Source organism: Bacteroidales bacterium (assembly GCA_035299085.1).
GTDB lineage: Bacteria > Bacteroidota > Bacteroidia > Bacteroidales > UBA10428 > UBA5072.
The window spans coordinates 48251-72482 of record DATGXG010000027.1; the positions used below are offsets into that span (position 1 = coordinate 48251).

Annotated in this window: 20 protein-coding genes; 8 read left to right on the forward strand and 12 right to left on the reverse strand. The window is 41.9% G+C overall.

Features of this window, described 5'->3' with window-relative positions:
* Positions 1-3 precede the first annotated feature (3 nt).
* Genes VK179_08900 through coxB form a run of 3 tightly spaced genes read left to right on the forward strand, consistent with a single transcriptional unit; the run spans position 4 to position 1916 of the window.
* Positions 4-636: a cytochrome c oxidase subunit 3 family protein gene (locus VK179_08900; GenBank protein HLO58844.1), complete on the forward strand. Its 633-nt coding sequence runs from the start codon at positions 4-6 to the stop codon at positions 634-636.
* 4 nt (positions 637-640) lie between these two features.
* On the forward strand, positions 641-970 hold the full coding sequence (locus VK179_08905) for a cytochrome C oxidase subunit IV family protein (GenBank protein HLO58845.1): 330 nt from the start codon (positions 641-643) through the stop codon (positions 968-970).
* 10 nt (positions 971-980) lie between these two features.
* Positions 981-1916, forward strand: a complete 936-nt coding sequence (coxB, locus tag VK179_08910; GenBank protein ID HLO58846.1) for a cytochrome c oxidase subunit II — start codon at positions 981-983, stop codon at positions 1914-1916.
* Positions 1917-2001: 85 nt separating this feature from the next.
* Here coxB and VK179_08915 read toward each other — a convergent pair whose 3' ends face one another.
* The 3 genes from VK179_08915 to VK179_08925 are packed head-to-tail and all read right to left on the reverse strand — an operon-like array spanning position 2002 to position 6584.
* Positions 2002-2994, reverse strand: coding sequence for a protoheme IX farnesyltransferase (locus VK179_08915; GenBank protein HLO58847.1), 993 nt, complete (start codon positions 2992-2994; stop codon positions 2002-2004).
* Positions 2995-3046: 52 nt separating this feature from the next.
* Positions 3047-6223 (reverse strand): cytochrome c biogenesis protein CcsA, encoded by a 3177-nt coding sequence (gene ccsA, locus VK179_08920; protein HLO58848.1) that lies wholly within the window; start codon positions 6221-6223, stop codon positions 3047-3049.
* Between the two features lie 10 nt (positions 6224-6233).
* Positions 6234-6584: a hypothetical protein gene (locus tag VK179_08925; protein HLO58849.1), complete on the reverse strand. Its 351-nt coding sequence runs from the start codon at positions 6582-6584 to the stop codon at positions 6234-6236.
* A 129-nt stretch (positions 6585-6713) separates the two neighbouring features.
* Here VK179_08925 and VK179_08930 point away from each other — a divergent pair, with 129 nt between their 5' ends.
* The 3 genes from VK179_08930 (at position 6714) to VK179_08940 (ending at position 10677) form a co-directional block, all read left to right on the forward strand.
* Positions 6714-7214: a hypothetical protein gene (locus VK179_08930; GenBank protein ID HLO58850.1), complete on the forward strand. Its 501-nt coding sequence runs from the start codon at positions 6714-6716 to the stop codon at positions 7212-7214.
* Positions 7215-7278: 64 nt separating this feature from the next.
* Entirely contained in the window at positions 7279-9546 is a 2268-nt protein-coding gene (locus VK179_08935) for a nitric-oxide reductase large subunit (GenBank protein ID HLO58851.1), read from the forward strand.
* A gap of 63 nt (positions 9547-9609) precedes the next feature.
* On the forward strand, positions 9610-10677 hold the full coding sequence (locus VK179_08940) for an NADH:flavin oxidoreductase/NADH oxidase (protein HLO58852.1): 1068 nt from the start codon (positions 9610-9612) through the stop codon (positions 10675-10677).
* A gap of 62 nt (positions 10678-10739) precedes the next feature.
* On the opposite strand, the gene VK179_08945 is transcribed toward VK179_08940, so the two are convergent.
* From VK179_08945 to VK179_08970, 6 genes are all read right to left on the reverse strand, one after another.
* Entirely contained in the window at positions 10740-10931 is a 192-nt protein-coding gene (locus VK179_08945) for a cold shock domain-containing protein (protein HLO58853.1), read from the reverse strand.
* A 25-nt stretch (positions 10932-10956) separates the two neighbouring features.
* Positions 10957-11343, reverse strand: a complete 387-nt coding sequence (locus VK179_08950; protein HLO58854.1) for a hypothetical protein — start codon at positions 11341-11343, stop codon at positions 10957-10959.
* A gap of 4 nt (positions 11344-11347) precedes the next feature.
* Positions 11348-11689, reverse strand: coding sequence for a phage holin family protein (locus tag VK179_08955; GenBank protein ID HLO58855.1), 342 nt, complete (start codon positions 11687-11689; stop codon positions 11348-11350).
* Positions 11690-11705: 16 nt separating this feature from the next.
* Positions 11706-11954, reverse strand: coding sequence for a YtxH domain-containing protein (locus VK179_08960; GenBank protein HLO58856.1), 249 nt, complete (start codon positions 11952-11954; stop codon positions 11706-11708).
* Between the two features lie 154 nt (positions 11955-12108).
* On the reverse strand, positions 12109-13752 hold the full coding sequence (locus tag VK179_08965; protein ID HLO58857.1) for an AMP-binding protein: 1644 nt from the start codon (positions 13750-13752) through the stop codon (positions 12109-12111).
* Positions 13753-13764: 12 nt separating this feature from the next.
* Complete coding sequence (locus tag VK179_08970) at positions 13765-14337, reverse strand: XRE family transcriptional regulator (protein HLO58858.1); 573 nt, start codon at positions 14335-14337, stop codon at positions 13765-13767.
* A 102-nt stretch (positions 14338-14439) separates the two neighbouring features.
* On the opposite strand from VK179_08970, the gene VK179_08975 reads away from it, so the two are divergent.
* The gene (locus VK179_08975; protein ID HLO58859.1) at positions 14440-14994 is read left to right on the forward strand and encodes a LemA family protein; all 555 of its coding nucleotides are present in this window, start codon (positions 14440-14442) and stop codon (positions 14992-14994) included.
* A gap of 7 nt (positions 14995-15001) precedes the next feature.
* Positions 15002-15943: a M48 family metallopeptidase gene (locus VK179_08980; GenBank protein ID HLO58860.1), complete on the forward strand. Its 942-nt coding sequence runs from the start codon at positions 15002-15004 to the stop codon at positions 15941-15943.
* Here the strand turns inward: VK179_08980 and treY are convergent.
* The 3 genes from treY to glgX are packed head-to-tail and all read right to left on the reverse strand — an operon-like array spanning position 15940 to position 23966.
* Positions 15940-20010 carry a malto-oligosyltrehalose synthase gene (treY, locus tag VK179_08985; protein ID HLO58861.1) on the reverse strand — a complete coding sequence of 1357 codons (4071 nt, stop codon included), beginning with the start codon at positions 20008-20010 and terminating at the stop codon, positions 15940-15942. The genes VK179_08980 and treY overlap by 4 nt on opposite strands.
* A gap of 10 nt (positions 20011-20020) precedes the next feature.
* On the reverse strand, positions 20021-21832 hold the full coding sequence (gene treZ / locus VK179_08990) for a malto-oligosyltrehalose trehalohydrolase (protein HLO58862.1): 1812 nt from the start codon (positions 21830-21832) through the stop codon (positions 20021-20023).
* Positions 21825-23966 carry a glycogen debranching protein GlgX gene (glgX, locus tag VK179_08995; protein HLO58863.1) on the reverse strand — a complete coding sequence of 714 codons (2142 nt, stop codon included), beginning with the start codon at positions 23964-23966 and terminating at the stop codon, positions 21825-21827. The genes treZ and glgX overlap by 8 nt, the downstream gene beginning before the upstream one ends.
* Positions 23967-24232 lie beyond the last annotated feature (266 nt).

A 24232-nucleotide genomic window follows, 5' to 3' on the forward strand; every position in this document is an offset into this window, starting at 1 on the left:
ACTATGCCGGACTTTAATAACCAGATTGAACACGCATTAACCCTGGAGCATCGGGATGATGATGCATCCCGGATAGGAATGTGGCTGTTTATTTTCACAGAACTCATTCTGTTTTCAGGTTTGTTTTTGGTTTACTCCGTTTACAGGTATAAATACAGCGAAGGATTTCACATTGCTGCACAGGAACTGAATGTTACCATTGGCACAATTAATTCCATTATCCTTTTATTCAGTGGTTTAACAATGGTGCTGGCTTATGCGGCAAACAAAAAAGGCAACAAAAAACTCACTTTGATGCTGCTTTTTGCTACCATGATCCTTGGTATTGTGTTTCTTATCAACAAGTACTTTGAATGGCATATAAAATTTGAACATGGTTTATACCCGGGATCAGGCGAGCTGGTTTCTCTGAGCCACGGCGATATCATGTTTTTCGGCCTGTATTTTTTTATGACTGGTTTGCACGCACTCCACCTGATTGTGGGATTATCTTTCATCGGAGTGGTTATCAAGAGAACATCCTCCGGTCGGATTCATTCAGAAAATTACTCATTGCTTGAAAATTGCAGCCTTTACTGGCATATGGTCGACCTGATCTGGATATTCCTGTTTCCTATTTTCTATCTAATAAACTGAACTTATGCCTGAAAGCAGAGAAAATCATGGGAACGTGCACGACAGTGCAGTTCAGACAACGAAGAAAGAGTCAGGTTACAACCTGTATATTTTCACATTTGTAGGCCTTTCAATACTTACTCTTATTGCAGTTGCCCTTACACAAATAAGGATTTCACCGGCCGTAACGGTAGGGCTTGTCCTGCTGATTGCCACCATACAGGCATCCATTGTTCTTTTTTACAACATGCACCTGAAGTTTCATGATAAGGTGCTTATCATTTTTGTAGGGATTATATTTACATTAATATTTTTAACCATTATAATAACCCTGGTGGACTATATCTACCGATAAATGCTGCGATATGTTTACAGGCGTTTCAAATTTCACAAACAGTGTCGACAGAACAACCATGTTCATCTTTGCTGTAGCTATGTTCTTCCTTGTGGGTATCAGTGTGGTCATGATTTATTTTGTGATCCGCTACAACAAAAAACGTAATCCCAAATCGGAACACATTGAAGGCAACCTCAAACTTGAATTGGTTTGGACTCTCATTCCACTGATTATAGTCATGGTTATGTTCTTCTATGGATGGAGCGATTGGAAAATGCTGAAATCACCGCCTAAGGACGCCTTTAAAATTTCGAGCACCGCAAGGATGTGGAGCTGGTCATTCCAGTATCCGAACGGGAAAGTAACCGATACACTTTTTGTTCCTCTCGACAAACCTGTGATAGTAAATGTAACGTCGGCCGATGTGATTCATAGTATGTTCATTCCTGCCTTCCGTATTAAACAGGACATGGTTCCGGGAAGCAATAATTTCCTTTGGTTTATCGGACAAAAAGAAGGGAGCTATGAAATTTTCTGCGCTGAATATTGCGGATTGCAGCATTCGTATATGGCCACTGCAGTGAATGTTATGCCCCAGGCAGCATTTGATAAATGGTACAATGACTCCACCCTTGTGGTTCCGGGCGGAAAAACCGCTGCAATCGGTTCTGCAGGTCTGAATATCATGCGGAAAAACGGATGCATTGCATGTCACTCTATCGACGGCTCAACTATTGTAGGACCTTCGTTTAAAGGAATTTTCGGTGAAAAAACAACGGTTCTTGTGGATGGAAAAGAACAGCAGGTGACAGTTGATCAAAATTATGTTCATGAATCCCTGATGGAACCGAATGTCAAAATCGTGAAAGGTTTCCGGCCCGGTTTAATGCAATCGTATAAAGGCATAATCACAGAGGACGAAATCAAACAGATTGTGGAGTACCTTCAAACGCTGAAAAAGTGACTTGTGATTAGTGATTAGTGACTAGTGATTAATTAATACCAGTACTAACAGTACTAACAGACTCACAGACTCACAGACTAACTGCCTACTTCAGAGCTTGAACCATTAAAATCGCAAGCACCGAAAGCTGGTAGATATAGAGTGAACCAAAAGCACTTCCAATATTAAATGTAAGATTCCGATTGAAAACTGAACGGTAGAAATATCCGACCATGAGGATATTCAGAATAATCATTAATGCGATCAGTCCTATTCCGGAAACTATGCCGAAAAACGGGAAGAAGAGTGTAATCAGGGATGTACCAAGTATCCATGCAAAAGTTATCGATTTGATCTGGTTGTCATTCAAAGTATTGGTAGCGGATCTGAATCCTGCTCTTTTATAGTCTTCCTTATACCTGAGCAGCAGCAGCAGAAAATGCGGTATCTGCCACAAGAAAAAGAAAGCAGCCATTAACAGGATTCCCTTGTCGGATAATCTACCTCCAGCCGCAGTCCAGCCCATCATGGGAGGAATGGCTCCGGTTACAGCCCCGACTATTACTACAAAGCCAGTTTTGCGCTTTAATGGTGTATAAACCCCGTTATACCATAGGATGTTAAAAAGACCGAGGGCTGCAGTAAGCGGCGTTGAAAGAAAATATAGCAGGATGATTCCTGCAAGTCCCATAATCAAAGCATAAACAAGTGCTGTTGAAGGCTTCATGTCTCCTGACGGAATAGGCCTGTTTTTTGTACGGCTCATCAAAGCATCCTGTTCTCTTTCCTGGTACTGGTTTAATGCTGTAGCTGAACCGGCAAGTAAAAGTACACCCGCAAAAACAGCAAGTACTTCCGGATGCAGGCCTTTTGCTTTAAATACATATCCCGTCACTGCTGAAAAAGCAATGGCGGTTGACATATTGATGCGTGTTAATTTTAGTAATTGCTTCATCTTTTGAACTGAAATCTTTTGAACTGAAACCGTTTGAATGAAACCGTTTGAACTGAAATCGTTTGAATGAAACCGTTTGAACTGAAACCGTTTGAATGAAACCGTTTGAATGAAACCGTTTGAAATCGCATAAACTTCTTTCAAACTTCTTTCAAACTTCTTTCAAACTCCCTTCAAACTTCTTTCAAACTCTTTTTCAAACTTCTTTCAAACTCCCTTCAAACTTCTTCTTCAAACTCTTTTTTGAACTTTTTTCAAACTCTTTTTCAAACATTACTTTCATCCTTCTCTGGTTCTCCCATGCCAGGATTGCCACAAGACCTATTATTGCCAGGGTATAATAAACAAAAGACGGAACCGGCAGCGGATCTCCTTTTGCATAAGAGTGCATGCCTGACAGGTAATAATTCACACCGAAATAGGTCATTATAATTGAACTGAAGGACAATACCGAAAACAAGTTAAAGAGATAATTTCCCTTTAATCCGGGCACCAACCTCATATGGGCAACAAATGCATAGATCAGAACCGATACAAGCGCCCATGTTTCTTTCGGATCCCAACCCCAGTATCGGCCCCATGATTCATTTGCCCAGACTCCTCCCAGAAATGTGCCGATCGTTAACAAATATAATCCAATAATGAGCGTCATTTCTATTACAATTGAAAATTCGCTTATCATCCTTGAGGTGTTGTTATAATTTCCTGATGTCTGTGAGATCATCAGAATGAGATTCAGAAATGCAAGCATTGCACCCATGGCCAGAAAACCGTAACTTGCTGTAATAACGGCAACATGGATCAGAAGCCAGTAAGACTTAAGCACCGGAACAAGATTCGTTATCTGCGGATCCATCCAGTTGAGATGTGCCACAAACAGGATAAGCCAGGCAAGTAAAGAAGTAATTGCAAGTGTTATGGATGATTTCCTTGAAAATATAAGCCCGGCTAATACGGTGGCAAATGCGATGTAAATAAGCGATTCGTAGCCATTACTCCAGGGGGCATGACCAGAGATGATCCAACGGGAAATAAGTCCCGTAAAATGAGTTAAAAACAGAAACAGGACTATCCAGGTGAAAATCCTGAGCAATGACTGAAGTTTTACCGAAGGCCTGAAAATCAGTATAAAATGCACGATCAGCAGAAGTAAACCGATTAATCCATAGGCATTGCTTAACTTATCAAATATATTCAGGCGGTTATACAGCACTTCAAGCCGAATACGAAATGGTGATGGCATGATCTGCGAACCATAGCGTGCCTGGAAATTATGAATAGCCGTTAATGCTTCATCAGGTGGAATTTTGTTTGATGATGAAGTACTTGCGGAAAGAGATTGCAGGTAAAGGGGAACAATGGAAGATACAAATACGGAATCATTGCCATTGAAATGTCCGCCTACTGTGGCGGGAGAGTACCAAGTTGATCCCGGATCTCCGGGTTTCGGAAACAGCCTTAAAAAGCTTCCGCTGTATAACTGGTAACAAAGATTCACCCTTTCATCGAGGCGAATAATTTCAGTATCAAAAGTAGACCGTGCGGCAGGTTTTTTCTGATAGGCAGCATTAACGAACCTGCTCAGCTTATAAGGAACATTTTCGAGTCTCAGATCAAAGAAATCGGTAAATGAAACCAGGTTCCCGGAAACATTCAGCACTTTTTTTATTTCAGGATGGCTAACCCGTATCATAGGGATTTCCTGCCAGTAGGTTGGATAAACAAGCATTCCCAATAAAACCTGGTCGGGCGTCTGACCCATAAATTCAGTGGTTCTGCTTACTTTTCTCAGCAACTCCGAGCTCAATGTATTAACCGGTTTTATTCGTCCTGCCGGATCCTGAATAAGCAGTTTCCCGAATTTTGCCGCATCACCGGCGTTAATTCTCACACTATCCGGAATGTTGTCACCCGCAATGGCTGAAATACCTGACGCAAAGAAAAACAAAAGGATAATCAAAGGTAGCTTTCCCCTCATGGACTCGAGCTGAACCGACAACTTCTGAAAACGGCTTCCTTTATTGAAAAGGCTGAACAGGATGCCGATGGCAAGCAAAAGGTATCCTGCATAGGTCACTATAGTTCCGGCCAGGTCATGATTGACTGAAAAAATTGTCCCTTTTTCATCAGTATCATAAGATGACTGGTAAAACCTGTATCCGCCATACTTCAATATATTATTCATGTAAACCCTTTCAGGCCGCTGAATTCCCCTTACTGCGTCGGACAAGGTTATCCGGCTTTCAAACCATGACGGGCTTTCGGAACCCGGATACCTTTCAATAATGAACTGATTAAGTCTGAGTGCAAATGGAATCTGGACTTCTCTTGCACCGACTGAAATACTTACATGGATATCTTTCATGGCTATTTCAGCAGGCTTATTCACTGCATCACGAACTGAAAAATATCGGAACTCTTTTGTTGAACCACCGGCCATAAGCTGCAGAAAAACTGCATCAGGAAAGGATTTGGATTCGTTACCCGTGCCTGATGAAAGCGAAACGGAAGCAGAGGAGATGAAATTATCAGGAACCAGCATTAAACCGGAAAGATTATAAAGTGATTTTAATTGCAGCGGATAATATTTATGTGCTAAAAGGCTATCCGATTTTTGGCTCCTCATATTCATAACCATGGCAGAAACCGGAATGCGTATGAATAAGCCGCTTGTGTCCGACCTGATATCGACTCCTTTACTGTTGGCTGAGTCGTTCATTGTAAAAAGAAGTTCACCTATTTGTTTAGGCTGACTTTCCGCGACAACAACAGTCTGTCGTCCCTGCATTCCTGAAAACACAAGCTGAATCATAGGTTTTCCTGACGGATCATACACCATGTTTTCGATGGCGTTCGGAATAACCTTAAGGATCTTCGCCGATATTTTCTGATTGTTCAGCCGGAGGTCTACTTTGTATTTATTGTCGGTTAACTTTGAAAAATGCACCTGCTTCAGTGCAGTTGCACTTTTACCTTTTGAATCAGCCTTTAAAATAAGGTAGTTATTGCTGCTTACAATAGTATTGGATTGTTCACCCGACCGGATATGCATCATCCCTTCAAATCCTATAAACCTCGTAATTGCAGCGCCGGTAAGGATTAACAAAAAGGCAAAGTGAAAAAGAAAGATTGATAATTTTTCCTTTCGGTAAAGTTTACTGACGAGAATGGTTCCGGCAAGATTGATAATTCCCAGAAAAAGAAGGGCATTAAACCACCATGCGTTATAAACTACTGACCTGGCTGTGGCACTGCCAAAGTCGTTTTCAATAAAGGTGGCGGTGGCAATTGAAATCGCAAACAGCAGGATTAAAATTACCATTAGTCGGCTTGAAAATAGCAAACCGGTCAGTCTTTTGATGAATACTTCCATATGAGACTTGTTAACTGCGTTGTTTCCGGGCTTCAATAAAACTGCGTATATAAAATGCCAGGGATAAAAGAGATGTGAACATCATGATAATAATCCTTGCAATGGCAGCTGAATCATGTCTTGAAAGGCTTCCGGAAAGAGGTTTAAATAAAGCAATAAACAGGATGAGTGTCAGAATAACTGCAGCGTGTGCAACATGTCGGTTCTGATTGCGAATTCCTGCTGAAAGGATTAAAAGGACAACTCCGGCTGCGACCGGAATGAATGCAGTTACAGATGGATCATTTGAACTGAAATAACCCCATAAACCCATAACAACCAGTGTTATGGCATTAACTAATGTGAATATAAATGGCTTCATGAATTGTAAAAGGTGATTATAAATGGGTAACACTTTTAACCCCGTTATGTTCATGAACATTTCAAACTGCAGGATGTTGATAACTGAAAATAAGGTACATAGTTGTATGGACCTGTTAAAACGTTAGTCATGAAAGGAGTAAAAAGGACATTGGTGTCGTTAGGTGCGTTAATACTTGTAAGTGTTACTCTTTCGTCGCAATCATTTAATGCAGACTATAAAGTGGCATTGGGATTAAGAGCGGGTTACCCCTCCGGAATCACATTGAAATTTAAAACGGCTAATGAATCAAGCGTGGAATTGCTGGCAGGATTCTGGACAGGCATGTTCAACCTGACTGCCTTATATGAAAAAAATGTACCTGCTTTCGATGTGGAAGGTATGAATTGGTATTTCGGCGGAGGTGGCCATATTACTTTTCTGTCAACAAGAGATAAAGAGCATGACTGGTATTATAACAGGGGCGAAGGATATGCCATAGGACTTGACGGCATAGTCGGACTTGAGTATAAGATTCCGCCTGTACCTTTTGCTATCAGCATTGATCTTAAGCCAACCATTGAAATTGACCGCAACAGCAGTGTATATTTTGGTATCGATCCGGGATTGGGAATAAAATTCACCTTTTAAAACATAGTAACTTTTAATTTACGCTATTGTTAGTATTGAAATTTTCAAACTAATAATGCTGTGTATGAATACACGTAAATTATGGACCGGCTTTATAATCGTGATGACCGTTTCTTTTGCGGTACTTCTTTATTATGGCCGTGAGATATACCGCGAGGCCCCGCCTGTTCCTGAAAAAGTAATCACAGCCGATGGCCATGTCATATTTACCAAAGAAGATATTTTAAATGGTCAGAATGTCTGGCAATCGATGGGTGGACAGGAACTTGGCACGGTATGGGGGCATGGTGCATACCAGGCTCCTGATTGGAGTGCCGACTGGCTTCATCGTGAAGCTTTGTTCATGCTCGATAAGCTTTCTCTTGACAAAACAGGTAAGAATTATAACCAGCTATCCGAAGATGAACAGGCTTCAATAAAAGTCAGACTCAGGCAGGACATCAGAAAAAATACGTATGAACGGTCAACGGGAAATATCACGGTGTCTTCCGCCCGTGCTGAAGCAATCCGCCAAAACAGCGATTATTACAAAGGATTATTCACCAATAACCCTGAATTGCATAAGGAAAGAGATGCTTACAGTATACCCGAAAATCTTCTGAAAGATGCTCAACGGGTTAATGAGTTGAATGCCTTCTTTTTCTGGACATCATGGGCCTGTGTTACTGAAAGACCGGGTAAAAATATAACCTACACCAATAACTGGCCTGCAGAAGACCTGGTGGACAATCGTCCTGCCGGAAATCTTTTGTTATGGACGGGATTCAGCGTGATCATGCTGCTTGCGGGAATTGGTTTGATGGTTTGGCATTATGCCAACCGAAGGGGTGAAGGAGGTGAAGAAATACCTGAGATTGTGCCATTCAGAAACGAAGTTCAGACCCCTTCGCAGAAAGCCATTGTAAGGTACTTCTGGATTGTAACCATATTACTCCTGGTACAGGTTGTGATGGGGGTAATAACAGCCCACTATACGGTTGAAGGGCAGGCATTCTATGGTCTTCCGCTGGCCAGCATACTTCCCTACTCCATTTCGAGAACATGGCATGTTCAGATTGCGATCTTCTGGATTGCCACATCATGGCTTGCCACAGGATTATATTATGCACCTGCCATTTCAGGACATGAACCCAGGTTTCAGCGTTTCGGTGTCAACTTTCTGTTTATAGCCCTCCTGATTATTGTGGCCGGGTCATTAACCGGCCAGTGGCTGGGAGTCATGCAGCGGCTTGGACTCATTGAAAATTTCTGGTTCGGACACCAGGGTTATGAATATGTCGATTTAGGCCGGTTCTGGCAAATATTCCTTCTTGTAGGACTTGTTCTGTGGCTTATTTTAATGGGCCGGGCCATCTGGCCTGCACTTACGCAACGATCGGAAAGCAGGAATCTTCTTATGCTTTTCCTGATCTCGTCTGTTGCCATCGCCGGATTTTACGGAGCGGGGCTAATGTGGGGCCGTCAAACCAACCTTGCCGTTGCAGAATACTGGAGATGGTGGGTTGTGCATCTGTGGGTTGAAGGATTTTTTGAAGTTTTTGCCGCTGTAATTACCGCCTTTTTATTCGTACGGATGAAAATTATAAAAGCATCCACTGCCACTGTGGCTGTTTTGTTTTCAACTATCGTATTCCTTTCCGGCGGTATCCTCGGAACATTTCATCACCTGTATTTTTCAGGAACCCCCACAGCAATCCTGGCGCTGGGAGCAACTTTCAGTGCACTCGAAGTGGTACCTCTGGTTCTGATGGGATTTGAAGCGTACGATAACCTGAAATTAAGTAAAAGCAATAACTGGATAAGAGCATACCGGTGGCCGATTTACTGTTTTATATCCGTGGCCTTCTGGAATTTCACAGGAGCGGGAATTTTTGGTTTTCTCATCAACCCTCCCATTGCACTATATTATATGCAGGGATTGAATACTACTGCCGTTCATGGTCACACTGCACTTTTCGGAGTTTATGGTATGCTGGGAATCGGACTGATGCTTTTTGTCCTTCGGGATATCGATAAAGAAAGACCATGGAATGAGCGATGGATCCGGCTTTCATTCTGGGCAATTAATATAGGCCTCGCAGCAATGGTTTTACTAAGCGTGCTGCCTGTAGGCTTATCACAGGCAGTGGCAAGTGTTCAGCATGGCTTATGGTATGCCCGGTCAATTGAATTTATGCAACAACCCTATATTCATACTTTCAAATGGATGCGTGTCATTGGCGATACTGTCTTTGCACTCGGCGTGGTGGCTCTTGTATATTTTGTATTCGGCCTGGCAACCGGATGGAGCTATAAGGATCACCGGGGGGTTTCTTCAAAGCTCAGGCAATAAAACCGGCTGTGTATCTCTGAACAGATAGCACTACCTTTGTTCCCTGAACCAACTCATCAGTATATGGCATTTTTATTTTCCCCGCTCAAAATCAGGGATATTACATTAAAAAACAGGATTGTTGTTTCACCGATGTGCCAGTATTCATCAACTGACGGATTCGCTAATGACTGGCATCTTGTCCACCTGGGAAGCAGGGCCATGGGCGGAGCAGGCCTTGTAATAGCAGAAGCCACTTCGGTAAGTCCTGAAGGCCGAATTACACCCGGTGACCTGGGCATTTGGGATGACAGGCATATAGAAAACCTGGCAAGAATTACAAAGTTTATTCATGAACATGACTCTGTTTCAGGAATCCAGATTGCCCATGCAGGGCGGAAAGCTTCATGTGCGGTCCCCTGGAAAGGAGGTAAACAGCTTGCATTGGACGACGGTGGATGGGAAACACTGGCTCCGTCAAATATACCGTTCCGGCCGGAGGAAAGGACACCGTATGCCATGCAGCTGAATGATTTAAATAAACTAACAAAATCATTCGAATCGGCAGCAAAGCGGGCATTGGATGCCGGTTTCAGGGTAATTGAAATTCACAGCGCTCATGGATATCTCCTGCATGAATTTCTTTCACCATACAGCAATGTAAGAAAAGATGAATATGGAGGCGGATTTGTAAATAGGATAAGGCTGCTTTGCCAGGTTGTTTCTGCTGTAAGAAATGTATGGCCTGAAAGGTTCCCGCTTTTTGTGAGAATCTCAACAACGGAATGGAATGATGAATTGCAGTTTTCACCCGAAGAATCCGTAGAACTAGCGAAAGTGCTTAAAGATATAGGGGTGGATCTGATTGATTGCTCATCGGGCGGAAATATACCCCACGCCAAAATACCCTCTTTCCCTGGTTACCAGGTACATTTTGCTGAAATGATTAAGAAAACAGGAATCATGACCGGAGCAGTCGGACAGATTTATACAGCTCAGCTTGCCGAAGAAATAGTAAGTGAAAATAAAGCCGATCTTGTATTGATGGCAAGGGAATTATTAAGGAACCCGTATTTCGCATTAAAAACCGCACATGACACAGGAGTTGATGTAGAGTGGCCCTTGCAGTATCTGCGGGCAAAAAACTATTAAAATGAAAAAGAGACGTTGATTTGCAACGTCTCTTTGAATTGGTTAAAACAATGTTTTGGTTATCAGATAAGCTTGACATTTACGGCATTTAAACCTTTTTTTCCTTCTTCAAGGTCAAAGGTGACTTCGTCATTTTCTCTGATATTGTCTCTGAGTCCCGATACATGAACAAAATATTCACGGGATGATTTTGAATCTCTAATAAAACCAAATCCTTTTGATTCATTAAAAAACTTTACTACTCCGTTATTCATTTAATTTAATTATTTGAAATTATTATTATTTGCTGAAAACACTGTTCATCACACGTTGTCCGAAAATCCGGTGAAGATCCGGATTCTTTATAAGCGCCCTGGCAGTGCCATACATCACCACGCTCTTTAAAATCCGTTTAAAACGGTTTCCACTTTTACCGCCTGAAGCTATTTTCTTAGTGACCCGGTTAGAAATAAAACTTGATGCAATACCAACAACTGCAGGCAGAATATTGGACAGTAAACTTGGATTTTTTATAGCCTGACCCAGATTTTTTATAACATTTCCGGGCTTCAGGCTTTCAATCGTATCATTAAAACTGTCCTTAAGCATGCGCCGGTGCACAGCTTTATTAAATTCCAGTTCGCTTATAGCATCTTTCAGGTCGGCTACAGATGATATATTTCTCATACTATCAGTCCTTAAATGCCTGTTTAACAATAGCGTTTCCGATCATCTTTCTAAACCAGTTATGAGTTAGAAAGAACATGACGCCAATAACTGCATAGATACCGGCAACTATAAGAAAACCGGCCCAGTTTTTACCTAACACAGAGCCAAGCCAAAGCCCTAACGCGATGGACCCAAGTATAAGGAACATAAGAAAACCAAAAACAGCAGTGGCCCGTGAAATAATAATGGATACTTTATCCGCTGCTTTATCAACTGCTTTCAGTTTTAACAGCTCAACACTGGTTTTGATGTAATCCTCAGTACTGTCCAGTAACGATTTTATAGAGCTTTCCCTGACTTCCATGATCTTATTGGATTGCTTAAATATCAGAAACTTTGGATGCCTTTGATTTCAGGTAATCGGCTTCCTGTTTCACTGAATCAAACTTTTCACCAACGCCTCTTACAAAGTCGTCATACTTATTTTTTACATCATCGACAAAGTCTTTGCTTTTCTTTGAAATCTTCTTCCTGGTATCAACTCCTTTTTCCGGTGCAAATAACACCCCTAACAAGGCTCCAGCGGCAATACCTGCCAGTAACCCTACAAAAACATTTCCTGATTTCATACTATTTTAAGTTAAGTGTTTAGTATGTAAAACACTATACTGCAGGAAAAGTTGAATGAGCAATCGCTAAATTGCTCATTTTACTCATAATTAGCTTATCGGAATTCTAAAAACTGCTGTTTACGGGAAACACAAAACCAGTAAACAATACTGATCAGGAACAAAGCGACTTTACATACTCCAGTCCCATCTCTCTCAGTTTATATTTCTGAATTTTGCCACTGGCCGTTTTAGGGTAATCGTCAACAAAAATAACATGCCTTGGTATTTTATAGCGGCTCACCTTTCCCCTGCAGAATTCCTGTACTTCTTCCTGGGTAAGGGTATGTCCGGATTTTAAAATAATAAAAGCCCCTACAATTTCCCCATATTTCTCATCAGGTATGCCCGCAACTTCAACCATTTGTATCTGGGGCATTTTATAAAGGTAGTTTTCAATTTCACGGGGATAAATATTTTCTCCGCCACGGATGATCATATCCTTAATACGTCCTGTGATTTTGAAAAAACCATCCCGGGTTTTAACAGCCAGGTCACCGGAATGCAGCCATCCATCTTTATCAATTGCCTTTGCTGTTGCTTCGGGGTTATTATAATAACCCTTCATTACATTGTATCCCCTGCAGCAGATTTCACCCTGCACTTCAGGAGGACATTCTTCACCCGTTTCAGGATCCACAATTTTCACCTCTACCCCTGGATAATTCACTCCCACAGTAGTAGCTCTTACTTCGGGAGGATCTGTTGTGCGCGTGGCTGTCATGCCCGGTGATGATTCAGTAAGACCATAAACTATGATCAGATCTTTGCAGTTCATGCGGGTCATCACCTGGTTCATCGCTTCTATGGGACAGAGGGAACCGGCCATAATGCCTGTACGCAGACTTGACAGATCAAACATATCAAACATGGGATGATTCAGCTCGGCAATGAACATTGTGGGCACACCGTACAGGGCCGTACACTTTTCTTTCTGTACAGACGCCAGGACCATCAGAGGATCGAATTCCTCCACAAATACCATGGTGGCACCATGGGTGACTATCGCGCACATTGCCAGAACACAGCCAAAACAATGAAACAGGGGTACGCATACGAGCAACCTGTCCTTTTGGGTGTAATTCATACAATCGCCCGTGCTCTGTCCGCAGTTAATGATGTTATGATGGCTGAGCATGACACCTTTCGGAAAGCCTGTGGTTCCCGACGTATATTGCATGTTCACCACATCATGGCAGGAAATATTCATCCGGAGTTTCACCAGGTCATCGTCAGGAAGATAGGAACCGAGAAGAATCAACTCCAGGGTATTATACATTCCTTTGTGTTTTTGGGGGCCTATAAATACAACGTTCTTTAAAACCGGGAATTTCTCACTTTTAAGCTGTCCCCTTGCAGTTGTTTTTAATTCAGGTACCAACTCGAATACCATATTGACGTAATCACTGTCCCTGAAACCATCAATAATGCACAATGTATGCAAATCAGCATTACGGATCAGGAATTCAAGTTCAGTGAGCTTATAACTTGTGTTCACAGTGACCAGTATAGCTCCTATTTTGGCTGTAGCATACATAAAGGTCGACCAGTCAGGCACATTGGTGGCCCATATGCCTACTTTATCCCCCGGCTTTACTCCGATTGAAAGCAAACCCTTAGCGAGCTTGTTTACCCTGTCATTAAACTGTGAATAGGTAAAACGCAGGTTTCTGTCGGGATAAACTATAAATTCCTGGTCGGGTGTCTCGGTTGCCCATTTTTCAAGGATACCACCCAAAGTGTATTCAACTAATGCCATAAATTGAAAGTTTTAAACAGGTACATAAACCACACCGATAATCTGTGCTTTTGATTCACGGGTTGTTACAAGATGGGGTACAATTGAATCGAGATAAATACTATCACCTTTTTGCAGTTCAAAAACATCTGTTCCGTAAGCCACGGTGATCGTGCCTTCAGTGACAAAAATAAATTCTTCTCCTTCATGAGAGGATTTGGACAACTGCTTATTCTGACCCGGTTCAATGTCCACAATAAAAGGTTCCATATGTCTGCCGGCCTTATCCGGGGCAAGTGAATGAAATACCAGGTGCTCCCTGTTTTTATCTTCGCTTGTTGAAAAACTCTGCGCCTTACTTCTTTCTACCCGCCTGACTATAGCAGGACCGTCTTTTGTAGCGTCATCAAGCAAGGTCCCTAACCTGATGCCCAATGCCCGCGAAATCCGTATCAGCACACCCAGTGAAGGTATCGACGTGCCGGATTCGATAAGTGTAAGCTGGCTTTCTGAAAGTCCGGACCTGTCAGCCAGTTCTGTGATATCCATTTTCTTTACATTCCGCAGCATTTCAATCTTGCTGCCGATATTGTTTTCAGATTTCATGACTTTTATCATTATGTGAAGCACGAAAATAAGAAAATATGCATTCGCATCTGCTGTTTAAAATAATAAATTAGCAGTTTATTAACCAATACAACAAAAAACATGATGATCGTTATTCTTATAATTCTGGTCGTGGTTGTGCTGCTGATAATCGGTTTATATAACAGACTGGTTAAGCTCAGGAATAACCGCGAAAATGCATTTGCAGATATCGATGTACAGTTAAAGCAGCGTCTTGACCTTATTCCACAACTCGTTGAAGCGGTCAAAGCATATATGAAACACGAAAGCACCGTATTGACCGATATTACGAATGCCCGTACAAGTGCTTTACAGGCAAGGACAATTAATGAAAAGGTAGCTGCTGAAAACCAGCTTACTTCTGCTCTCCAGGGTTTGAATGTGGCTGTGGAAGCTTATCCCGACCTGAAAGCCAGTCAGAATTTTATCCAGTTGCAGGAAGAAATAGCGGATATTGAAAACAAGCTTGCGGCTGCAAGGCGCTTCTTCAATTCAGCTACAAAAGAACTTAATAATGCCGTTCAGACTTTCCCCTCAAACATCCTTGCAGGCATGTTCGGTTTTAGTAAGGAACCCATGTTCGACCTGGGAATGTCAAGAGAAAAGGCTGAAGAAACGCCGAAATTAAATTTCTGATTTTTGTATGAAATATGTTGGCCTTCAAAGCCAGATCTGGAGAAACAACCTTAAATCGGTATTTTTACTGATCCTTTTTCCGGCAGTTATTTATATATTATTATGGCTGTTTCTATACTTTATTTCGGAACAGCAACTGCCCTATCGTTTTTATGAGACAAACAGGTCCTTCCTGATTGCATTTCCCTGGATATCTTTTGCAGTGTTCATCTGGTTTGTTATCGCATGGTTTTCACATACGGCTATGATCAGGAAAGCAACCGGTTCAGTGTCTCTTGAAAGAACTCAAAACAAAAGAGTATATAACCTTGTTGAAAATCTATGTATTGCCAATGGTATGGCAATACCTAAAATCAACCTTATTGAGGATGATTCACTGAATGCTTTCGCAAGCGGAATCAATCAATCGACTTTTACAATATCTCTCTCACGCGGTATTATTAATAAACTTGATGACGCTGAACTCGAAGCCGTAATTGCTCATGAGCTTACACATATCCGTAACCGCGATGTCAGGCTTTTGATTGTATCCATTGTCTTTGTCGGAATTTTTGCGTTCCTTACTGAAACGTTATTCCGTGTGATTCGCTTTGGCGGAGGAGGAAAAGGTAAAAAAGACGGAGGGTATATAATCCTGATTGCACTTGTGCTCGCTGCCATTGGCTATTTGTTGTCTTCAATTTTCAGGTTCAGCCTTTCTAAAGGAAGAGAATATCTTGCTGATTCGGGATCGGCGGCGATGACAAAAAATCCGCTGGCCCTTGCATCGGCCCTTGAGAAAATATCGACCGATTCGCGTATTGAAGCAGTGGAACGAAAGGATGTAGCCCAGCTTTTTATTGACAATCCGGGAGAAAAGAAGAAAAATAAACTGAGTTCTTCAGTTGCTCTTATTTTTGCAACACATCCGCCGATTGAAAAAAGAATCGAGTTATTAAGGCAATATTAAATACGTCCGTATATTGCAGAAAGATGGTGCAATTTCTCAATCAGCTTATTGGTCAGAACATCCGGTTTCATTCTCCATTTCCAGTTTCCTCTTGCTTTCCCGGGAGTATTTAACCGTGATGTGCCATCCAGTTCAAGCAAATCCTGCATGGGAATTATTGCGGTTTTCGCTACTGACGCAAATGCCATTTGTATAAGATCAGAACAAACCGATTTCTGTGTTACTTTTCTTCCAGAATATGCAGACAGGCGATTCCTGATTTCCCTGCTGCTATCGCTGAACCATCCTTTTATTGTATTATTATCATGAGTGCCTGTGTAGACAATACATTCCGGTTTATATTGGTGAGGAATGTGATCGGATACAACCATCTTTTCGTCAAATGCAAATTGTAAAACACGCATTCCCGGAAGGTTAAACCGGTCACGCAGCTGAATTACATCATCGTCGATGTCACCCAAATCTTCAGCGATAAAAGGCATTCCCGGAAAAGATGCCTTCATTTCACTGAAAAAATCTTCTGCAGGACCTTTAACCCATTTGCCCCTGACGGCGGTCTTTTCACCTGCAGGTACCTTCCAGAATGAGGAAAATCCCCTGAAATGATCAAGACGAATTATGGAACAAAACTCAAGATTTCTTTCGATACGCTTTTTCCACCACTCAAAATGCTTCGCCTTCATTTTTTTCCAGTTATAAACCGGCATATTCCAGAGTTGCCCTGTCTTGCTGAAAAAATCAGGAGGCACACCAGCCATAGATATCATATTGCCATCCATATCAATATCAAACAGGTCTCTGTGTGCCCAAACATCGGCGCTGTTAAAACTTACATAAAATGAAATATCACCAATCAGCCTGGTATCAAAACTTTCCGCGTACATTGCAAGCGCTTTGAACTGATTGTCAAAGATGTATTGCGAGAACTTAAGCAGATCGATTTCCTCATTATGATCAACAGAAAAGGCTTTAAGAGCAGCGGTTTCCCTGTTCCTTAATTTTTCAGGCCAATTAACCCAGGGTTCCCCTTTAAAATGGTCTGACAACGCAGTAAAGAGGACGAAGTCATTCAACCAGTAACTGTTTTTTTCACAAAATGAGGTGAATTCTTTCCTGGATGCAGGATTATCTTGCGTGTTATAAACCCGGAAGGCATCCGAAAGTACTGATTTTATAGTGAGATATGCTTTCTCAAAATCAACTTTACCTGTTGATGTTGCAGTTTTTGGAATATTTTTCAGTCCAAACCGGTTAACGACCGAATCAGGGTCAATTAAATGAATGCCTCCGGCAAATGCCGAGGATGAACTATACGGAGAGCCAGACCTGTCGACCGGGTTAAACGGCAGGATCTGCCAATATTGAAGCCCACTTTTAACCAGAAAATCGATAAAACGGTGGGCTTCTGTGCCGAGATTGCCCGAGCCATAGCCGCCGGCAAGAGATGTTAAATGTAACAAAACACCGCCTGCCCTGCCGTTTGATCGTTGTATGCCTTTAAAAACCAGGGGTACAGGTATTGTATATATCTGATCGATCCATAATTCGTTATAAAAATAATATTTTCTATCGTTCCACAACAGAACCCAATCGACCGGCGCATTTTCCGGCAACTGAATTGCCGTGTCATTCCATGAAAAGGGCTTCCTGTTCCTGATACTATCATTCTCTGCAAGATGAAGAGGTATAATTACAAGAAACCAGGTGTTCTTAGTTTTTCTGACAAAAGCCATCCAGTTATCCCTGTATTCTCCTGTAACCCGCAAAGGGATATAATCAGCGAATACAAAGCTATCCCTTTCGAGGAATCTCATTTTAAAAAGACAATGAGATAACCATAGCTTTATCTTCCCGTCAGATGCATGATCATAAAGGTTTTCAAGAAAATCAATTCCGCTTTTTCCCTTTATGCGCTTTATTTCCCTTAACGATTCGTGCCTTTCGGAGTAATCCAGCTGCCTGCGATTGTCGGGGTCGACAAAGGAAAGATCCCAGAACTCAGTGCCCTGGTAGAAATCAGGAATACCCGGACATGTAAATTTCAAAACCAGTTGGGACAATGAATTTATGATTCCGAATTCACGGATAATCCGAAAAAAAGGGTTAACTATTTTTTTTAAATACGATTTATCATTAAGCAAAGCGGTTACAAAATTCTTCACTGCATTTTCATAGGCCGGATCTGGCTTATTCCAAGACGAATGAACTTTTGCCTCCCTTAGAACTTTTTCCATATATTCACAGAAGCGCAGTGCATAATTTTCATCCGGCTCACAACTCACAGGCATTGATCCCAGTAGTGCCTGGTATATGAAATATTCTTCGTTATTATCAGGAACATAATCGTTTTCGACCCATCCTTTTTTGCTTTCATTCCACGATACGGATGAACGGATAAAAGAAAACCATTCATCCGGAATATCACTTATTACAAATAACCGTGCCCTTGAATCTTCGCCTCTTTTGGTATCATGGGTGGCAGTAGTGTTAAGCGAAGCAGGCCATTCCCTTCTCCTTTTCTCCATATAAGAATGAAAGGATGAAATTTTTATGCCTTCAGAATCGGGATAGTCCCCCACTTCATTATGTGCTAAAAAACACGACCAGGAATACATTGTAGTATCTTCTAGTCCTTTTGCCATCAAGGGACCTGTATATTGCATAAGTCGCATAAAAAACTCCGATACCCTGTTTTTTAACTCATCAGGAGGATCAAAAAAAAGATTCTGAAGAACGCGAAGGGTGTTTTTTAAATAGGGTTTCATTTCTGATGCAACTGCAATTATATCTGCCATAGTGTCTTTATCAGAACCATTAAGCGGTAATGATGTACTGTATAACTTATAAACGGGGCATAATACAAGCAAAAGACCGATTGCCTCCCTGATTTTTTCAGGGGTTATTTCGTGATTATAAGTAACCAGGCCCGGATCATCAACCATCCGGCATATATTGGCCAGGTCTCCTGCAAAACTTTCATTCAGAACAAGATTCTTATTATTTAAGATTACCGATTCAACAGGTATTTCATTTCCATCACTTGTGATTTCCTTATAGAAACCTTTCAGCATGGGCATTGAATGGAGATTTGTGAAAATGTTATTAAGGATGGCAAGAAATTCATAACCCGTAGTGCCCTGGACAGGCCAATGCTCCGGAAGGTCTTCATGGCTTTGCAGAATTTTCTCAGCCACCATAAAAATTTCGCTACCCAGATGTAATCTTAAACTGTTAAAATAGGTTTCCGGAAGTTTCAATCCATCTACATGATCAATGCGGAGGCCGGTAAAATAATTTTCTTCGGCTAACTTAAAAATCAGTTTATGATAATCCCTGAAAACATTATAGTTCTCCATTTTCAGACTAATCAGTCCGTTAATTGTAAAAAACCTCCTGTAATTAATTTGTTCTGAAGTATCGTACCAGGGCGACAACACATAAAATTGTTCTGAAAGAAACGTAAACATTGCGGACGGATCACTGTTCAAACCTGCAACCCATTTTCCCGGTTCAACGGATGAATACAAATCACGAAGAAACTGAAGAGACTGAATGTTTACAGGGAAGATATTCTCATAATATGAAATGATCAATTCTCCGTGTTCATCTGCTGCTATTTTTATTTCCCCTTCATTTATGCAAGCTTCCAAAGGTTTTCCTAAAAACGGAACCATAATTTTCCCCTTGAAACCTGGATGATCCCAGTCGATGTCAAACCATGAGGCATAGGAAGAATCCCTTCCTTTTTTAAGGACATCCATCAACCATTCATTGCCCGTGTGAAAAGCCATATGATTAGGCACTATGTCCTGTATCCAGTCAATCTTATTTTTTTTAAGAAATGAAATCCTGGTTATGAGCTCATCCAGGGAGCCAATCTCAGGATTTATTTTATTCGGATCAATTACATCATAGCCGTGGTTGCTTCCCGGCACGGAAGAAAAAACCGGACTTGCATACACTGCCCCGATGCCCAGTTCAATAAGGTAATCCGTAATTTTCTTTAACCCGGAAAATCTAAAACCGCTGTTAAACTGAATTCTGTACGTTGAGGCCGGTAGTTGCATGTAACATGTTTTATGGACTATAGATTATTAGCATTGTATGGGGAGGTACATCAATATTGGGTTCACTCACATCCACAGGTTTCCCCGGTCCTCCCCATTCCGGATCGGAAGAATTCAGAAGCAATTGCCAGCGGATGTGTGTTTCACATGTAATTACCGGTATTTCGCGATCTTCGAAATTCAAAATGGCTACAAGCAGTTCATTTCCTTTTTCGCGTGTAAGCTGTATGATTTTCTGACCGTCGAATTTCTTGGCGCTGAAGTGTTTACGTTCGCTGTTCTTCCATATTGACATCGATTTCCGGAGATCAATCAATTCCCGGTAGAACTCCATCATCTGTTGCTGACTTACAGTGCGATCATTCCACGTTAATTTCGATTGCATGAACGTATTCTCAGATTGCGGATCAGGCACTTCTTCAGCATTGAAAAAGGCAGAAAACTCTTTTTTCCGTCCCTCCCTTACCATTTCGATCAATTCTTTTCCGGAATGGTCTATAAAATAAAGAAACGGATGAATTTCGGCGAATTCTTCACCCATAAACAAAAGAGGAGTAAACGGACTAAACATTACCGCTCCCGCGATAACCTTGAGCATTTCAAAATCAACAAGAGATGAAAGGCGCTCCCCTTTCATCCTGTTTCCAACCTGGTCGTGATTCTGGCTGAAGACAACAAATTGGTATCCTGCAAAACCGGCTGTAGGTGTTCCGAAATCTTTCTTCCGGTGTTCAGACCAATTTCCGGTATATACAAATGCCTCATTAAACGACTTAACCAGGTGACCTGTCGTTCCAAAATCTGAATAGTAACCTGCTTTTTCCCCCGTTGCAAGCGAATGCAGGGCATGGTGAAACTCATCGCACCAGGTGGCATTCAATCCGTAGCCTCCTGAATTTAATGAAGATATGTAATGTGTGTCATTTAAATCGCATTCGCCGATAATGAAATGGTTTATATGACTTGTCTGGTTGAGTATGGCAACCTGTTCAGTAATTGCTTTAATGATGTTGGAAGGACTGAAATCCTTTACGGCATGAACAGCATCCAGGCGGATTCCGTCAACATGAAAATCCCTGAGCCACATCAGAATATTTTCTATGTAAAACAACCTGACACCATCGCACCATGCATCATCAAAATTTATTGCTTTTCCCCAGGGTGTAAGATATTTATCGGTGAAAAAAGGTCCGAACAAGGGTATGTAATTCCCTTCGGGACCGAGATGATTAATAACCACATCAAGAATTACGGCAATGCTGTGATGATGGCTGGCATCAATAAGCCGCTGCAGGCCTGCAGGACCTCCATAAGAGTTATGAACAGCAAAAGGAAAAACACCGTCGTATCCCCAATTCCGTTTTCCGGGGAATTGTGCGACCGGCATCAGTTCAATTGCATTAATTCCTAATTCGCCTAAATATTCGAGGCGGGATATTATGGAATCAAATGTTCCTTCTTCGGTAAAAGTCCCGGTATGTAATTCATAAATGATAAGATCGCTGACTGAAAGTCCTTTCCATTCACCATCACTCCATTTAAATTTTGCCGGGTCAAAGGCCATGGATGGCCCTTCAACCCCGTCGGGCTGATAAAGAGACGCCGGGTCAGCTGTAGTTTTACCGTTTATTACCAGGGAATACGCATCTCCGTCCGATATTTCTATACCATGGACTTCCTTAAATCCCTTATCCGTGGCACAAAGAGGGTAATTTCCGGATACGGTTTCCAATAGGATAGTATTTGCATACGGTGCCCAGATTCTGTAACTGGCTTGATTATAATCTGTAAAATGCAATCCGATTTTTCTCTGATCAGACATTTATTTTTTTATCCAATAACATGATTACAATTGATCTTCCATTAACAGCAATGATTTCGCCGGGCATTAGCGGCAGGTCTCTTTCCTGGGGATTGAAAAAACCGGTTGCGGTATCCAGGATTTTAAGCCACCGGGTTCCCCAGTTTTTTTCAGGAATAGTGAAAAGTACCTCCATTTCGGCTGAATTAAACATGATAAGGAACGAATCATCAATAATTCTTTCGCCTGTTTCAGTGAATGTATCCAATCCGTCACCAGACAGGTATATCGTAAGGGATTTTGCGAAACTTGTATTCCAGTGTTCATCGGACATTGTGTTTCCCTCGGGTAAAAACCACTCGATATCAGTAACATCTTTGCCCTTGATTGGTTTGTACTGAAACCATTTCTTCCGGCAAAATACCGGGTGCTGAAGACGGAAATGGATGAGGCCGGATACAAATTTCTGAAGCTCCTGATCTGCCCCTGACCAGTTAATCCAGGTAAGTTCGCTGTCGTGACAATAAGCATTATTATTACCGTTTTGTGTACGGCCCGATTCATCGCCTGCAACTAGCATAGGTACACCCTGCGACAAAAAAAGCGTTGTAAGAAAATTCCTGACCTGCTGTTTTCGTATGGCATTGATGGCAGGATCATCAGTAGGGCCTTCTGTTCCGTAATTAAACGACCTGTTGTTGTTTTCCCCGTCATTGTTATTCTCACCGTTGTCTTCGTTATGCTTTCCATTGTATGACACAAGGTCAGCAAGAGTGAATCCGTCATGGGCGGTTATGAAATTTACACTGGCAGTGGGTGTTCTTCCATTATTCAGGTACAGATCAGAGCTGCCTGTAAAGCGGTTGGCGAATTCGGCAAGCATTTCATCCTCCCCTTTCCAGAAATCGCGCAGGCAGTCGCGGTATTTCGCATTCCATTCGAGCCATCCGGCAGGAAAATTTCCTACATGGAAGCCGTTTTCTCCCACGTCCCATGGTTCTGCAATTAATTTTACCTGCGAAAGCACCGGATCCTGGTGGAGGATATCGAAAAAAGAACCCCACTTATCCACATCGTCGAATTCACGGGCTAGAACAGTTGCAAGGTCAAACCTGAATCCATCCACATGCATTTCAAGAACCCAGTAACGAAGGCTGTCCATTATAAGCCTCAGAATCGTAGGGTGTACCGAATTCATTGTGTTTCCGGTACCGGTATAATCCACATAAAACCGCTTATCCTTTTCATCAAGCCGGTAATAGGAATGGTTGTCGATTCCCCTGAAGCATAAAGTGGGACCAAGGTGATTTCCTTCTGCAGTGTGATTGTACACCACATCGAGAATGACCTCTATTCCGGCTTCATGAAGCGTCCTCACCATTTCCTTAAATTCAACCACCTGGTCGCCCAGGTTTATTGTGCTTGAATACCGGAGATCCGGGGCAAAATAACCAATGCTGTTATATCCCCAGTAGTTCGTTCGTCCTGATTCCCATAAATGCCTGTCAATTATAAACTGGTGCACAGGCATCAGTTCAACGGCATTAATTCCAAGGGATTTCAGGTATTTAATTGATGTACTGTGAGCTATCCCTGCATACTTTCCCCGCAATTTTTCCGGTATATCCGGCATGAGCTGAGAGTATCCCTTAACATGTAATTCATAAATCACTGTTTTTTCGAGCGGAATCCGCAATAAATGATCATTTCGCCAGTCAAAGGTATGGTCAATTACCACAGATTTGGGAATATACGGTGCACTGTCAGAATCACTGAAAGACATATCTTTAAATGTACTTTTCAAGTTATATCCATATAGTGCGTCGTTCCATCTGATAAGATTATCAATTGCCCTTGTATAGGGATCGATCAGCAGCTTATTGGGGTTAAACCGGTGTCCTTTTTCAGGATCATAAGGCCCGTATACCCTGTAACCGTAAAGCTGACCGGGTTTGATTCCGGGTAAATATGCATGCCAGTTATTATGGGTGCATTCTCTTACATTGATCCGGGTTTCTTCACCTGTGGATGAAAAAAGACATAGTTCAACACCGGTAGCATTTTCGGAGAAAAGTGAAAAATTGACGCCTCTGCCGTCATAGTTGGCCCCAAGCGGGTAAGGCCTGCCCGGCCAGACAGGTATAGTTTCACTCATTCATGTTTGTTTATAAGTGCAGTGATTAGTGATTAGTGATTTGTGATTAGTGATTAGTGATTTGTGATTAGTGACTAGCAGTATACCAGTTACCAGTCACCAGTCACCAGTTACCAGTCACCAGTCACCAGTTACCAGTCACCAGTTACCAGTCACCAGTCACCAGTCACCAGTTACCAGTCACCAGTCACCAGTCACATTTTTAAGTAAACAAACAGAATGAGTGAGAGTTCGATGCTGGATACTGGATGCTGGATGTTTGCATG

Coding starts and splice junctions, on each gene's coding strand:
- VK179_08900 (HLO58844.1), top strand. CDS start 4: ATGCCGGACTTTAATAACCAGATTGAACACGCATTAACCCTGGAGCAT.
- VK179_08905 (HLO58845.1), top strand. CDS start 641: ATGCCTGAAAGCAGAGAAAATCATGGGAACGTGCACGACAGTGCAGTT.
- coxB (HLO58846.1), top strand. CDS start 981: ATGTTTACAGGCGTTTCAAATTTCACAAACAGTGTCGACAGAACAACC.
- ccsA (HLO58848.1), bottom strand. CDS start 6,223: ATGGAAGTATTCATCAAAAGACTGACCGGTTTGCTATTTTCAAGCCGA.
- VK179_08925 (HLO58849.1), bottom strand. CDS start 6,584: ATGAAGCCATTTATATTCACATTAGTTAATGCCATAACACTGGTTGTT.
- VK179_08930 (HLO58850.1), top strand. CDS start 6,714: ATGAAAGGAGTAAAAAGGACATTGGTGTCGTTAGGTGCGTTAATACTT.
- VK179_08935 (HLO58851.1), top strand. CDS start 7,279: ATGAATACACGTAAATTATGGACCGGCTTTATAATCGTGATGACCGTT.
- VK179_08940 (HLO58852.1), top strand. CDS start 9,610: ATGGCATTTTTATTTTCCCCGCTCAAAATCAGGGATATTACATTAAAA.
- VK179_08945 (HLO58853.1), bottom strand. CDS start 10,931: ATGAATAACGGAGTAGTAAAGTTTTTTAATGAATCAAAAGGATTTGGT.
- VK179_08950 (HLO58854.1), bottom strand. CDS start 11,343: ATGAGAAATATATCATCTGTAGCCGACCTGAAAGATGCTATAAGCGAA.
- VK179_08955 (HLO58855.1), bottom strand. CDS start 11,689: ATGGAAGTCAGGGAAAGCTCTATAAAATCGTTACTGGACAGTACTGAG.
- VK179_08960 (HLO58856.1), bottom strand. CDS start 11,954: ATGAAATCAGGAAATGTTTTTGTAGGGTTACTGGCAGGTATTGCCGCT.
- VK179_08965 (HLO58857.1), bottom strand. CDS start 13,752: ATGGCATTAGTTGAATACACTTTGGGTGGTATCCTTGAAAAATGGGCA.
- VK179_08970 (HLO58858.1), bottom strand. CDS start 14,337: ATGAAATCTGAAAACAATATCGGCAGCAAGATTGAAATGCTGCGGAAT.
- VK179_08975 (HLO58859.1), top strand. CDS start 14,440: ATGATGATCGTTATTCTTATAATTCTGGTCGTGGTTGTGCTGCTGATA.
- VK179_08980 (HLO58860.1), top strand. CDS start 15,002: ATGAAATATGTTGGCCTTCAAAGCCAGATCTGGAGAAACAACCTTAAA.
- treY (HLO58861.1), bottom strand. CDS start 20,010: ATGCAACTACCGGCCTCAACGTACAGAATTCAGTTTAACAGCGGTTTT.
- treZ (HLO58862.1), bottom strand. CDS start 21,832: ATGTCTGATCAGAGAAAAATCGGATTGCATTTTACAGATTATAATCAA.
- glgX (HLO58863.1), bottom strand. CDS start 23,966: ATGAGTGAAACTATACCTGTCTGGCCGGGCAGGCCTTACCCGCTTGGG.